Origin of the sequence: Aliarcobacter skirrowii CCUG 10374 (genome assembly GCF_003544835.1) — a bacterium.
Classification (GTDB): domain Bacteria; phylum Campylobacterota; class Campylobacteria; order Campylobacterales; family Arcobacteraceae; genus Aliarcobacter; species Aliarcobacter skirrowii.
Window position 1 is genome coordinate 825,470 of sequence record NZ_CP032099.1, and the last position, 12,355, is coordinate 837,824.

General features: G+C 27.2%; 14 protein-coding genes and 2 CRISPR repeat arrays. All 14 genes read left to right on the top strand.

Features of this window, described 5'->3' with window-relative positions; all coding sequences use genetic code 11:
• Nucleotide 1: 1 nt before the first annotated feature.
• The 14 genes from ASKIR_RS04385 to ASKIR_RS04450 all read left to right on the top strand — a co-directional run bounded on the left by ASKIR_RS04385 (nucleotide 2) and on the right by ASKIR_RS04450 (nucleotide 12,313).
• Nucleotides 2–1,381, top strand: coding sequence for a hypothetical protein (locus ASKIR_RS04385; RefSeq protein ID WP_115588576.1), 1,380 nt, complete (start codon nucleotides 2–4; stop codon nucleotides 1,379–1,381).
• A gap of 1 nt (nucleotide 1,382) precedes the next feature.
• Nucleotides 1,383–2,675 (top strand): RAMP superfamily CRISPR-associated protein, encoded by a 1,293-nt coding sequence (locus tag ASKIR_RS04390; protein WP_115588577.1) that lies wholly within the window; start codon nucleotides 1,383–1,385, stop codon nucleotides 2,673–2,675.
• Nucleotides 2,662–3,075 (top strand): TIGR04423 family type III CRISPR-associated protein, encoded by a 414-nt coding sequence (locus ASKIR_RS04395; RefSeq protein WP_115588578.1) that lies wholly within the window; start codon nucleotides 2,662–2,664, stop codon nucleotides 3,073–3,075. Before ASKIR_RS04390 ends, ASKIR_RS04395 begins: the two co-directional genes overlap by 14 nt.
• Nucleotides 3,072–4,862, top strand: coding sequence for a TIGR03986 family type III CRISPR-associated RAMP protein (locus ASKIR_RS04400; RefSeq protein ID WP_115588579.1), 1,791 nt, complete (start codon nucleotides 3,072–3,074; stop codon nucleotides 4,860–4,862). Before ASKIR_RS04395 ends, ASKIR_RS04400 begins: the two co-directional genes overlap by 4 nt.
• 10 nt (nucleotides 4,863–4,872) lie before the next feature.
• On the top strand, nucleotides 4,873–6,123 hold the full coding sequence (csx2, locus tag ASKIR_RS04405) for a TIGR02221 family CRISPR-associated protein (RefSeq protein ID WP_115588580.1): 1,251 nt from the start codon (nucleotides 4,873–4,875) through the stop codon (nucleotides 6,121–6,123).
• A gap of 79 nt (nucleotides 6,124–6,202) precedes the next feature.
• Nucleotides 6,203–6,328 carry a hypothetical protein gene (locus tag ASKIR_RS10405; RefSeq protein ID WP_257122395.1) on the top strand — a complete coding sequence of 42 codons (126 nt, stop codon included), beginning with the start codon at nucleotides 6,203–6,205 and terminating at the stop codon, nucleotides 6,326–6,328.
• A gap of 33 nt (nucleotides 6,329–6,361) precedes the next feature.
• Nucleotides 6,362–6,628 (top strand): CRISPR-associated endonuclease Cas2, encoded by a 267-nt coding sequence (gene cas2 / locus ASKIR_RS04410; RefSeq protein ID WP_115588581.1) that lies wholly within the window; start codon nucleotides 6,362–6,364, stop codon nucleotides 6,626–6,628.
• A gap of 13 nt (nucleotides 6,629–6,641) precedes the next feature.
• Nucleotides 6,642–7,250 (top strand): CRISPR-associated endonuclease Cas1, encoded by a 609-nt coding sequence (cas1, locus tag ASKIR_RS04415; protein WP_115588582.1) that lies wholly within the window; start codon nucleotides 6,642–6,644, stop codon nucleotides 7,248–7,250.
• Entirely contained in the window at nucleotides 7,237–7,509 is a 273-nt protein-coding gene (gene cas2 / locus ASKIR_RS04420; protein ID WP_115588583.1) for a CRISPR-associated endonuclease Cas2, read from the top strand. Before cas1 ends, cas2 (ASKIR_RS04420) begins: the two co-directional genes overlap by 14 nt.
• A gap of 210 nt (nucleotides 7,510–7,719) precedes the next feature.
• Nucleotides 7,720–8,173: direct repeats of the CRISPR family, unit length 36 nt; unit sequence ATTACAACATTGACCCGATTATTAGGGGATTGAAAC.
• A 468-nt stretch (nucleotides 8,174–8,641) separates the two neighbouring features.
• Nucleotides 8,642–9,108: a CRISPR direct-repeat array (repeat unit 36 nt; unit sequence ATTACAACATTGACCCGATTATTAGGGGATTGAAAC).
• A gap of 540 nt (nucleotides 9,109–9,648) precedes the next feature.
• Nucleotides 9,649–9,873, top strand: a complete 225-nt coding sequence (locus ASKIR_RS04430) for a hypothetical protein (RefSeq protein WP_115588584.1) — start codon at nucleotides 9,649–9,651, stop codon at nucleotides 9,871–9,873.
• Nucleotides 9,874–9,982: 109 nt separating this feature from the next.
• Nucleotides 9,983–10,504 (top strand): porin family protein, encoded by a 522-nt coding sequence (locus ASKIR_RS04435; RefSeq protein ID WP_115588585.1) that lies wholly within the window; start codon nucleotides 9,983–9,985, stop codon nucleotides 10,502–10,504.
• 23 nt (nucleotides 10,505–10,527) lie between these two features.
• Nucleotides 10,528–10,815: a hypothetical protein gene (locus ASKIR_RS04440; RefSeq protein ID WP_109065665.1), complete on the top strand. Its 288-nt coding sequence runs from the start codon at nucleotides 10,528–10,530 to the stop codon at nucleotides 10,813–10,815.
• A 123-nt stretch (nucleotides 10,816–10,938) separates the two neighbouring features.
• A complete protein-coding gene (locus ASKIR_RS04445; RefSeq protein WP_115588586.1) occupies nucleotides 10,939–11,340 on the top strand; it encodes a hypothetical protein in 402 nt (133 codons plus the stop codon).
• A 49-nt stretch (nucleotides 11,341–11,389) separates the two neighbouring features.
• Nucleotides 11,390–12,313, top strand: coding sequence for a WYL domain-containing protein (locus tag ASKIR_RS04450; RefSeq protein WP_066355546.1), 924 nt, complete (start codon nucleotides 11,390–11,392; stop codon nucleotides 12,311–12,313).
• Nucleotides 12,314–12,355 lie beyond the last annotated feature (42 nt).

The following is a 12,355-nucleotide window of genomic DNA, read 5'->3' on the forward strand; positions in this document are numbered from 1 at the left end:
AATGAAGAAAATATATTATAAATTAACATTTCTAAGTGATATTGTGCTTCAAGGTTCTTCAAATACTCTAGGCAAAGTTGAAACATTGGATTATATTACAGGAAGCTCAATTTTAGGAATTGTTGCCAAAAATTATGATAAATTTGAAAACCCAATAGATATTTTTCATAGCAAAAAAGTAAGATTTGGGGAAGCTACACTTTTGAGTGAAAATAAAGAGTGCTACAAAGCTCCACTTTGTTTTTTTGCTCCTAAAGAAGATTTTGATAAACAAGAGGTAAAAAACAATCACTTTATAGATTATAAAAATCAAGAAGAGTTAGATAAACAGTACAAACAGATAAGAACAGGTTATATAAACTCAAATTTAGATTATTTAAATCTGGATTTTACTTATACTCAAAAAGCAGCTTATGATAAAAAAAATAGAAAATCAGAAGATGGGAAAATGTATGGATACAACTCTATACAAAAAGGTACTTCTTGGATTTTTTCTTTAAAAATTGATGATACTATTAATCAAAATGATAAAAAACTCTTAGAAGACTCTTTAGTAGGAGTAAGATATTTGGGAAAATCAAAATCTTCATCTTATGGAAAAGTAAAAATAGAAGAGCTAAAAGATTACAAGCTAGAAAATATTGAAAATCCAATTACAACTGGTGTAAACTACATATATGTAAAATCTTCTTTGGCTCTATTTGATGAAAATGGTATGAGTACCTTTATTCCTACAAAAGAGAGTTTAGCTCTTGAAAATGCCAAAATAGTATGGGAAGAAACACAAATAAAAACAAAAACTTTTACTCCTTACAACTCAATAAGAGAGTGTTTTGATTTTTCAAGAAATATTATTCAAAGAGGAAGTGTAATTGCTCTTAAAAATATAAGTCCAAAAGATATAGAAACACTAAAAAAAGGCATAGGAGCATATTTAAATGAAGGATATGGAGAAGTTTTGATAAATCCTAGTTTCCTACTAAAAGAGGATAAGTTTTGTCTAAATAAAAAAGATATAGTTTATGAAAAAATCGAAAATGAAACTTCAAAAATAGATGATGACTTAGTGGCATTCTTGAATAATAAAAGTGAAATTTCAAAAAAGACTTTGACTTTAGTAGAAGAAGTAGAGAAATATATTGAAGAAAATAAAAATAGCTTCAAAGGTGTTTCAAAATCACAATGGGGACAAATAAGAGCATATACTCAGTTTCATAAAGAATCTTATAGAGAAAAAATAAAAGATTTTATCTCTCATGGTATTTCAGAAAAACAGTGGAAAGATGCAAAAGAAAAATTAGAAAAACTTTTAGATGAAAAGAGTTTAGAGTTTATCAAACTTTTTTCTATGACGATGCCAAAAAAAGATTTGGAGAAATAAAATGGAAAAATATAGACATATAGCACATATAATTATAGAAGCAAGAACAGCTTTAAAAATTGGTTCAAATAGTATTGATGCACTTCAAGATAGCCCAATTCAAAAAGATTGGAATGGATTACCTATGATTTTAGGTACCTCTTTGGCTGGAGTTTTACGAAAAGAGTTTGATAAAACAAAAGTAAATGATGTTTTTGGAGATGAAGATTCAAAGAAAAAAGAGTCAAAAGGTTCAAGAGTGATTTTTTCAAATGCACTACTATTAAATGAAGATAAAAAAGTGACAGAAACTCTACTTTTAGAAAAAAGTGATTTCCTTAAAAATTTTGAAATTCTACCAATAAGAGATCACAACTCTATGAATGATAAAGGTGTTACAAATAAACACGGAAAATTTGATGAAGAGATTATATACAAAGGAACAAGGTTTAAATTTAGTATAGAATTAATCTCAAATAAAGATGACAAAGAAGAGTTTAAATCTATTTTAGATGAATTATATAAAAATAGCTTTAGAGTTGGTGCAGGAAGTTCAAAAGGTTATGGACAAATAGAAGTTTTGGAAATAACTTACGATACTTTTGATATTACAAGTAAAGAGTATATTGAGTTTTCAAGCTCTTTAAATAAAACTCTAAAAGAAAAATATGAAAATAAATCTATCATAGATGATAAATATATAAAATATGAGTTAAAACTAACTCCAGATGACTTTTTTATGTTTGGAAGTGGATATGGAGATGAACAAGTAGATATGACTCCTGTTGTTGAAAAAGTTATTGATTATGAAAATAAAACTTTGAGTGAAGAAAAAATAGTTATTCCAGCTAGTAGTGTAAAAGGTGCAATATCACATAGAACTACTTATCACTACAATCTTAAGAAAGGAAACTTTATAGAAAATGGTGTGAAAGCTCAAATTGTTGAAGATATTTTTGGTGCAAAAAAAGATAAAAAAATAGATGGTTTTAAAGGAAATATCTTAATCTCTGATTTGTATTTAGAAAAAAATGATACAAAAATATTTGACCATGTAAGTATAGATAGATTTACAGGTGGAGCTATTGAGGGTGCTTTATTTCAAGAAAAAACAGTAGCTAGTTGTGAGAGCTTTATTTTAGAGATACTTTTAAATAAAGAAAAAATAAAAGATGAGGTAGCTATAGAAGCATTTGAAAATGCTCTAAAAGATATCACAACTGGAATGTTAAGCTTAGGTGGAGCCACTACAAAGGGGCATGGAGTTTTTGGTGGAATTGTTTTAAAGATGGAGAAAAATTATGAAAACTTATGAAGAGATAAAAAACTTCTATATAAATTTAGAAGGTAAATTTGAGGGATATTTTCAAATGTCAGATGAAAAACTAAACAAAGTTTATCAAGAAAAACAAACTTTACCATCTTGGGAAGATTTACACGAAGATAAAAATTTTATTCTTGAAGCTTGTTTATTTGATGGAAACAGAAGCATAACTATAAGAAATATTGGAAACTCTTTTGTTTTAATAGATAAAAATATAAGTGATTTTAAAGAAGAAAATATCACAAAACAAAGCTTTATCACAAATGGCTATAAAGAAGTAATTATAAGCCAAATTTGGGAAGAAAAAGAGGATGAAAATTGTCTAAACATAAAGGTTTTAAAACCAACTATTCAGCTTTTTTCAGGATTTAAAAAAGGAGAAACAAAATGATTACAGCACCATATAACTTTGTACCACTAAATAAAGAAATTTTTTATCCATCTTGGGCTGATGATGTAAGTCATGATGTGCCTTTTAAAGATGGTGAGAGTGGAGAGATAGATATAACTATCACAGCAAAAAGTCCTATATTTATACGAAATCATAGTAAAGATAAAGAAAAACCAACAGATGAATTTTGTCATCATATAAACCAAAATGGTGCAAAAGAGTTCTATATACCATCTTCAAGTATAAAAGGAATGGTAAGAAATGTTTTGGAGATATTAAGTTTTTCAAAAATTACAATAAATGAAAACTATAAAGATATTTTTGGTGTAAGAGATATGTCAAATCAAAAAGAGTTAGTTGGTGGTGCAAATGGTTGTGGTTTTTTAATAAAAAAAGATGATGAATTTTATATTGAAGACTGTGGACAAATTTTAACTATTTCTCATACAAATCTAGAAGAAAAATTTAAAAATTTAAAAAAACTAGAGAGTGCAAAAGAGAAATACAATAAATTTGGACTTTTAAAAGAGTTGAAGTTTAGCACATATAAAAAAATTATGGATATAAGAGGAAGAAAAATTCCAAAAAATATGGCTAAATTTGATAATAATTCTTCATTATTTGGTAAATTAGTTTTTACTGGAAATATAGGAAATAAAAAGCATGAATTTATCTTTAAAACAAATGGTAAGATTTTAGAATTAGATAAAAAAGTATTTAACAACTTTTCAAATGTATATTTCAAAGATGAAAATTCAGTAGATGGACAGTTTTGGAAACAAAATTTTCCTAAAACCTTAAAAATACCAGTATTTTATATCAAAGATAAAGATAGCAATAAGATAAAACATATAGGACTTACTCAATTATTCAAAATAGCTTATAACAAATCTATTTTTGAAGCTTCAAAACAAAATATAAAAGAAAATAAACTAGATTTAGCTCAAACTATTTTTGGATATGTATCTAAAGAAAAAGCCTTAAAAGGAAGAGTTCAATTTAGTCATTTTAAAAGTACAATACAAAGATATGAAAAAGAAGTTGAACAAGTTTTAGGAACCCCAAATCCTACTTACTATCCAAACTATATTAGACAAACAAATACAAATAGAGATAAAGTAAATAAATATATTACTCTTATGGATAGTAATGCACAAATTTCAGGTTGGAAAAGATACCCACTACATAGTAGTATTAAAAATCCACCGTTAATAAAAAAGAAAGATGGTAGTATAAATCATGATATTACAACACATTTTAAACCACTAAGTAAAGATACTGTATTTAAAGGTAAGCTTAGATTTCATAATCTAAAAAAAATAGAGATAGGAGCACTACTGAGTGCTATTACATTTCATGGACAAAGTGATAAATATATGCACAATATTGGGATGGCAAAATCTTTAGGATATGGGAAAATAGATATAAAATTAGAGCCAAGAAATCTAAAATATACACAAAATGAGTATTTAAAAGAGTTTGAAAATGAAATATCAAAACATATACCAAATTGGAGAAATTCTGAACAACTAAAAGAGCTTTTTGCTATGGCAAACAGAGATATAAATATAGATAAGAATAAAAACTTAGTTTATCAGTTACTTGAAAATCCAAAACCAAAATATAAAGATAAAAATGATTTTACAGGTGCAAAAAAAGATAAAGATTATTTGCTTCCATATTCAGGAATAATACCAAATAATGCTAATAAAGCAAAACAAGAACCAAATAGAGGTGATAACAAAATGAACGGTATAAGAATTGTTAGCAAAGTAAATAAAAAATAAAAGGTTAAAAATGGCAAAAATTTTAATAACTCTTCTTGGAACTGGGAGTAAAGCAAAAGGCGATAACACAAATAACAATTATGAATTAGCAGATTATATAATTGATGATAAAATTTACGAAAAAAGAGCATTTATATCTAGTGCAATAGCAGAGCATTATGAGGTTGATAAAATATTTACAATAGGTACAAAACAATCTATGTGGGATAATTTGTGCGAATTTTATAATACAAATGAAGAATATCATTTTGAAGTATTGAATTTAAAAGAAAAAGAACTTTTAGATGAAGATAAATTAGAAGGCTTATCAAGTGCAATTGATAAGAAACTACAAAACAGTGGCTCAAAATGTTTTATTATAGAAAATAGTGAAAGTAGTGAAGAAATTTGGCAAATGTTTGAAAAAATGTTACATATTTTAGATGATGTAGATGATAAAGATGAGTTATATTTTGATATTACACATCTTTTTAGGTCAGTTTCAGTTTTTTCGATGATAATTGCAGAATTTGCACAAATTACAAGAGATATAAAAATATCAGGTATGTTTTATGGTTTATTAAAAAAAGGCAAACCTTCAGTTGTAGTTGATTTATCTTTATATTTTGAATTTTTAGCTTGGACTAGAGCTATAAAATCTTTAAAAGATTACGGAAATGCAAGTGAGCTATTAAAACTTTTAGAATCTAGTAATCAAAGCAAGGAGATAGTAAATAGCTTTAAAAGTTTTGCATACTCTTTAAGTATATCAGATATGGGAGAGCTACAAAATAGTATTGAAATTTTAAAAGGAAAAATAGATAAATTTGTATTAAGCAATAATCCTATTGTAAGATTAATATCAAAAGATCTTTTAGAATTTATAAATAGATTTGGAAAAATCAAAAAAGATGAGCTAGCCAAATTTCAGTTTGAATTAACAAAATGGTATAGCCAAAACAACAATCATGCTATGGCATATATTACACTTGCAGAAGCTTCTGTTACTGCTGTTTGTGAAGCAAATAATTTGGATGTAGCATCTATGGAAGATAGAAAAAAAGCACAAAATATATTATTTGAATATAGTAAATGGAGTAATGACTACCCAAAGGAACTCCAAAAAATAGGAGAAACATATTCAAAAATAAATAATATTAGAAATAATATTGCCCATAAACTTTCAGGAAATTCAAAAAGATCAAAATCTACCCCTACAAATAGTGTTGAAAATTTATCAAACTATATAAATATTTTGGAAAGTTTATTAAAAACAAAATAAATATTTTTTTAAATCAAAAACGACAATATCTGTCAAAGTTTTCATATATAATTTCACAAAATCAAACAAGGAAATATATATGAAAACAAAAATAACAATAAAAACAGACAAGATAAAACAAAGAGTAGTTTGGAACTTCAAACCCACAACAAGAGTAAAACCTAGCAAAAAAATTTATAGTAGAAAAAAAGATATTATTTACTAAACATAGCAAGTTTTAAACAATAAAGGGGAAAATATGAAAAATTATCTAGTTCTTTATGACATTTTTAATACAAAAAGAGCATATAAAATAAGAAAATATCTTTACAAACACACAACAGGTGGGCAAAAATCAGCCCTAGAAATTCCACTAGATGAAAAACTATCAGATAAGCTAATATTTAAATTAAATAGCTACACAAAAGATATAGACAAAATAAATATTGTAAAGATTTACAAAAACCCAATTCTACTTGGAAAAGCTTCACAACTAAACATAATTTCAAATGGAGTAATAGTATGAAAATAGCAATACCTTGATAGCAAAAGATATTTTACTTGACAAAGTAAAACTACACAAATTGCATTTAGAAAAGTATGAAATAGATTTAAATATAAAATTAATTCTAAAAAAAATAGAAAAAGCACAAAATATAGATGAACTCATGGGAATAGAAGGCTCATTTGCTAAAACATATTTCAAAGAGTTTTTCTCACTTTTGCCAAAAAATATGCACAAAAACAAAAGAAGTAAAAATCCACCACAAGACCCAGCAAATGCAGTTTTGTCACTATTTTATACACTCTACTACAATATAATTTCAATAAAACTTTTAACTCATGGTTTTGAACCATCTATTGGATACTTGCATACGCCATTTCGTGAACACAATGCTTTGGCATCTGATTTAATGGAGCTTTTTAGAGCAGATATAAATGAAGAAGTTATACAAATATTTAAAGAAAATCTTCTAAGCTTAGATGATTTTACAAAAAAAGGTGGAGTCTATTTAAAATATGAAGCTAGAAGTAAGATTTGGAAAAGATTTTTAGAGCTAGAAGCAAGATTAAAATCAAAGCTAGATAAAGAAGTAGCAAACATAAGAGCAAAAATCTCAAAGGATATTTTAGATGAAGTTGCATGATTATATTATTTGTTATGATATTTCAGATAAAAAAAGATTGGTAAAAATATCAAAACTACTTGAAAAAACAGCAGCTAGAATACAATACTCTATATACTTTTATCCAAAAGTAGCAAAAGAGTGTATAGATGATTTAGTAGAAAAATTGAATAAACTAATAAATCAAGAAGAGGATGATATAAGAATTTATAAAATTGATATTAAAAATAGTATCCATCTAAAAAGTGGAATAGATTTGCAAAATCCATTTGTGATTTGATAAGAATTTAAAGGGATTTTAAATGCTTTTAAGCTACTGTTTTGTTTTGTTATTTAAAAATCTATTGTTAACTTTATATAAGATTTTTTTAAGAGTAACAAAAAACTTCTATCTAGCTATTTTTGGGCTAGAGTTTTTTAAAACTACTATCTTTTTTATATTTAAGCAAAATATAAGATATAGAAGTAGTGATTTTATGGTATGTAGAAGATTACAACATTGACCCGATTTATAGGGGATTGAAACATAGCTTTTTCGTTATTTATTACTATCATTTAAATTACAACATTGACCCGATTTATAGGGGATTGAAACGTATTCTCGACATTGGAATCCTCCTTGATTATAATTACAACATTGACCCGATTTATAGGGGATTGAAACTTTCCTCCCTTTTTGAATAGGGCACATTTTTAAATTACAACATTGACCCGATTTATAGGGGATTGAAACTTCACAACTTGACCACTTCTTCTAGCTAAATCAATTACAACATTGACCCGATTATTAGGGGATTGAAACAACTTGTCCTAAACCCCTTTTGGGTATGGTTAGCCTATTACAACATTGACCCGATTATTAGGGGATTGAAACTAGTATCTGCTACTCCACCTACAGGGCTTTCACATTACAACATTGACCCGATTATTAGGGGATTGAAACAATATTCTTTAAAGGCTCTACTGATAAGAACTTTATTACAACATTGACCCGATTATTTTTGCCTTTGGCAAATTCAGTCATCACTAAAAATTACGAAATCGCCAAGGCTCATTTCTATTTTTAGGATTCAGAAGAGGGGATTGAAACTAAAGTTGCGTATCCATATTTTGTTTTTCTAAATTACAACATTGACCCGATTATTTTTGCCTTTGGCAAATTCAGTCATCACTAAAAATCACGAAATCGCCAAGGCTCATTTCTATTTTTAGGATTCAGAAGAGGGGATTGAAACCAAATTGTGCTAAAGCATTTCCTTGCCCAGTATATTACAACATTGACCCGATTATTTTTGCCTTTGGCAAATTCAGTCATCACTAAAAATTACGAAAAGCTAAAGCTTATTCTATTTTTAGGACTCAGAAGAGGGGATTGAAACTACAACCCAAGCTCTAGGAACTGTCATATCTAAATTACAACATTGACCCGATTATTAGGGGATTGAAACGTAAAAGAAGTATCAGAATGAAATAATTTTTCATTTATTACAACATTGACCCGATTATTAGGGGATTGAAACAATAACTCTTCTTCATCACAATCATCTTTATCATAGATTACAACATTGACCCGATTATTAGGGGATTGAAACAAGATGGAAAAATTCTATCGTGTTGATTTCCTTAAATTACAACATTGACCCGATTATAAGGGGATTGAAACTGAACATCGGCAAATATAGTGATATTAAAAGTGTTATTACAACATTGACCCGATTATAAGGGGATTGAAACCATCTTTTCAAAGATGTCTTTGTTTGTTATTATAAGATTACAACATTGACCCGATTATAAGGGGATTGAAACATCTGAACCAGTCTCTAAAGCTCTTTGAAAGTCTAGGATTACAACATTGACCCGATTATAAGGGGATTGAAACTCTTGTATCCTTTTTTTTGGTTTTTTCTATTCTATATTACAACATTGACCCGATTATTTTTGCCTTTGGCAAATTCAGTCATCACTAAAAATTACGAAATCGTCAAGGCTCATTTCTATTTTTAGGATTCAGAAGAGGGGATTGAAACAAAAAGTCGTATAATTTCCACCATGCGTAAGAGTAATTACAACATTGACCCGATTATTTTTGCCTTTGGCAAATTCAGTCATCACTAAAAATCACGAAATCGCCAAGGCTCATTTCTATTTTTAGGATTCAGAAGAGGGGATTGAAACATAGTGTTGCATAACTTTAATCATTTCTTTTAATTACAACATTGACCCGATTATTTTTGCCTTTGGCAAATTCAGTCATCACTAAAAATTACGAAATCGCCAAGGCTCATTTCTATTTTTAGGACTCAGAAAAAGGGGATTTTGATTTACAATTTTAAAAAGTATAAAGTATTAATAATCTAAAACGACAAATTGTGTCAAAAAAAGATACTAAAATATTATAATAAACTATAAAGGAGTATATATGGGAATGCTATTTATTCTTGGAGTAGGTTTTGTGATTTTCGCTTTATTTAAAGTCTATACAAGAAATGATGAGCCAATAGATGTTGGTAGTCAAGAAAACGACTATGAAAGAGTTTTATTTTATGATGCTCTTGATAGAGAAGAAGAGAAAAACAAAGATACATCTTCGTTTTTTGATTATTTAGATAATGATAATAGTTTTTTTAGTAGTGATGATGATTAAAATATTCAAGAGCTTGTATTCGAGTTTAAATATAAAAAATAAAAAACGACAATCTTTGTCAAAACAATAAAATATAATTCCTTTCTAAATTAAACAAAAAGGAAAAAATATGAAAAAAATCACAAAAATTGCTTTAGCAGCAACAATTCTAACGAGTGCATTAAATGCAGATGTAGTAAAACATTTTGGAGTTACAGCAATAAACTCAGATGTAAAGCTTGAAAATGCAGATAAATTTACAGAGTATGGGGTAAATTTTGGTCTTACAAAATATTTTGATTCAAATATTTTACTTGGAGTTGATGCTTCAATTACTTTTGGTAATATGGATTTCTCTTCAAACGGTCAAACAGAATCTATTTTGATGACAGGTGTAGCAGGTGATGTAAAAGCTGGTTACTCATTTTTTGATAGAAAAGTTGATTTGTATGCAACTATAGGTTTTGCTGGACAAGGATTTGACAATGGTGAGTCAGATTCAATAGGTTTTGGATATGGTGCTGGAGTTCAATACAACTTTGCACAACACTGGGCAGTAGCAGCTGATTACAAAAAATATGATATGGATTTTGAGGGTTTAGTTGATTATGATTTAAACAGAGTTGGGGTTACAGTTAAGTATCTATTTTAAAACTATTTAAACAAGGAAAAAATATGAAAAAAAAATTATTTCTAAGCTTAGGTTTATTGTTTACTATTTTGGCTTTTACAGGATGCAATGAAGATACAAATCAATCAAAAATTTGTATCTATGCAAATGAAGAGGAAGCAAGTAAGTGCAAAGCTGGAGAGCTTTCATTTTTTGCACCAAACTCTTGGGGAAGTGAAAGATTGCCATTAATCGCAATAGCTACATATTGTGACACGAATCATCAAATTATAATGAACAATTCAGGTGTAATTTGTAGATTTATAAATAAAAGAGAAGGTATTGATAAATAATCAAATCTCTCATTGGCAACTAACTATCTATTTCATATCTAGTTAGTTGCTAAAATAAAAATAAAAAACGACAATTTCTGTCAAACTTTTTGTATAAAATAATAAAAACAAAAAGGAGACAAAATGAATAGAAACTTCGAACCAGTTTGGGCAGTAAATAGCAGTGAAGTGGGACTTATATTTTTAGGAACACTACTAATTATGGCATTCCCAATCTTACCTATTTTGGATATACCTACTTTTTTTGTAAAAACAGAGCTAAAAGATTTTCCTTTGATAGTTAAAATTGCAGCTTATGCTTTTTTTATTTGGTTTTATATTTATGTAGTAATTCGTTTAGAGATGAAGCTTTTATCTATCTTTTTTAACAATTTTGTAAGAAAACACTATGTAAAAATTGTCTATATTCAGACAATTCCTCTTGCATTTCTTATCTCTTCATTTAGATCAGAGAGTTTTGAAGCTCATTTCTCTTTTGTGATTACACTACTTCTTGAACTACTTTTTAAATGGTTATTTACATAATTTAGCCTCAAATAGGTATAATAAAAACTTTTAAAAAAGAGGTAAAAACTTGCAAACAAAAAAATCAATACTCCAACTACAACTACTAAAAGAGCTATTAGAAGGAAAAAAAGTTTGTTTAAAAACTTTCTCATCAAAATTTGATATAAGTCTTAGAAGTGCTCAAAGATATATGCAAGATTTAATAGAAGTTTTTGGTGATAATATACTAAAAGATAGTGAGCTTTATAGTTTTGTTTCACACTCTATTTTGGATAAAAATATTTTGAATTTCAATAAAAAAGAGCTAGAAAACTTTGTAGATTTGTACTCTTTGCTCGATTTTGATTTTTCAACAAAACTAGATGATAAAAACAGAACAATACTTCAAAAAATGGAAAAAAAGTACTCTTCTACATATTTAATAAAACAAAACCCATTTGAAAATTTTTTACAAAAAAAAGAGTTATTGTTTCAAATAAAAGATGCAATCAAAAATAGAAGATATGCAAAAATAGAGTATACAAGTGACAAAAAATATATTTTTGATCAAGCAAAGATTTTAAAAATAGTATTTGCTGAAGGAAATTTTTATATCGCAGCTTTAACACCTGATGAGATAAATAGTGGTTTCAAGTTTTTAAGATTGAGTTTTGTAGATAAGATAGATTTGTATGCAACTACTTTTAAAAAAGAGTATGAAGCAGAGGATTTTTTAAAAAAATTTCAAACTCTTTTTTCAAACTACAAAAAAGAGCCATTTGAAGTAGTTTTAAAAATAGATGAGAGTGTAAAAAGATTTTTTATAAATAAGAAGTTTCTATCTTCACAAACAATTTTAGAAAACAAAGATGATTTAATAGTAAGTTTCAAAGTTACAAATAGTATGGAGATTTTACCTTTGGTTAAAAAGTGGTTACCAAATATAAAAATAGTCTCTCCAAAAGAGATAAAAGAGCAGTTTGAAGAAGAGTTAAGAGAGTATTTGAAATAATATTTTGTTATAAGAAGATACAATATTAAACTAAAAAAATAG

Coding starts and splice junctions, on each gene's coding strand:
- ASKIR_RS04385 (WP_115588576.1), top strand. CDS start 2: ATGAAGAAAATATATTATAAATTAACATTTCTAAGTGATATTGTGCTT.
- ASKIR_RS10405 (WP_257122395.1), top strand. CDS start 6,203: ATGAAAACAAAAATAACAATAAAAACAGACAAGATAAAACAAAGAGTA.
- ASKIR_RS04440 (WP_109065665.1), top strand. CDS start 10,528: ATGAAAAAAAAATTATTTCTAAGCTTAGGTTTATTGTTTACTATTTTG.
- cas2 (WP_115588583.1), top strand. CDS start 7,237: ATGAAGTTGCATGATTATATTATTTGTTATGATATTTCAGATAAAAAA.
- ASKIR_RS04435 (WP_115588585.1), top strand. CDS start 9,983: ATGAAAAAAATCACAAAAATTGCTTTAGCAGCAACAATTCTAACGAGT.
- ASKIR_RS04445 (WP_115588586.1), top strand. CDS start 10,939: ATGAATAGAAACTTCGAACCAGTTTGGGCAGTAAATAGCAGTGAAGTG.
- cas2 (WP_115588581.1), top strand. CDS start 6,362: ATGAAAAATTATCTAGTTCTTTATGACATTTTTAATACAAAAAGAGCA.
- csx2 (WP_115588580.1), top strand. CDS start 4,873: ATGGCAAAAATTTTAATAACTCTTCTTGGAACTGGGAGTAAAGCAAAA.
- ASKIR_RS04430 (WP_115588584.1), top strand. CDS start 9,649: ATGGGAATGCTATTTATTCTTGGAGTAGGTTTTGTGATTTTCGCTTTA.
- ASKIR_RS04390 (WP_115588577.1), top strand. CDS start 1,383: ATGGAAAAATATAGACATATAGCACATATAATTATAGAAGCAAGAACA.
- ASKIR_RS04395 (WP_115588578.1), top strand. CDS start 2,662: ATGAAAACTTATGAAGAGATAAAAAACTTCTATATAAATTTAGAAGGT.
- ASKIR_RS04400 (WP_115588579.1), top strand. CDS start 3,072: ATGATTACAGCACCATATAACTTTGTACCACTAAATAAAGAAATTTTT.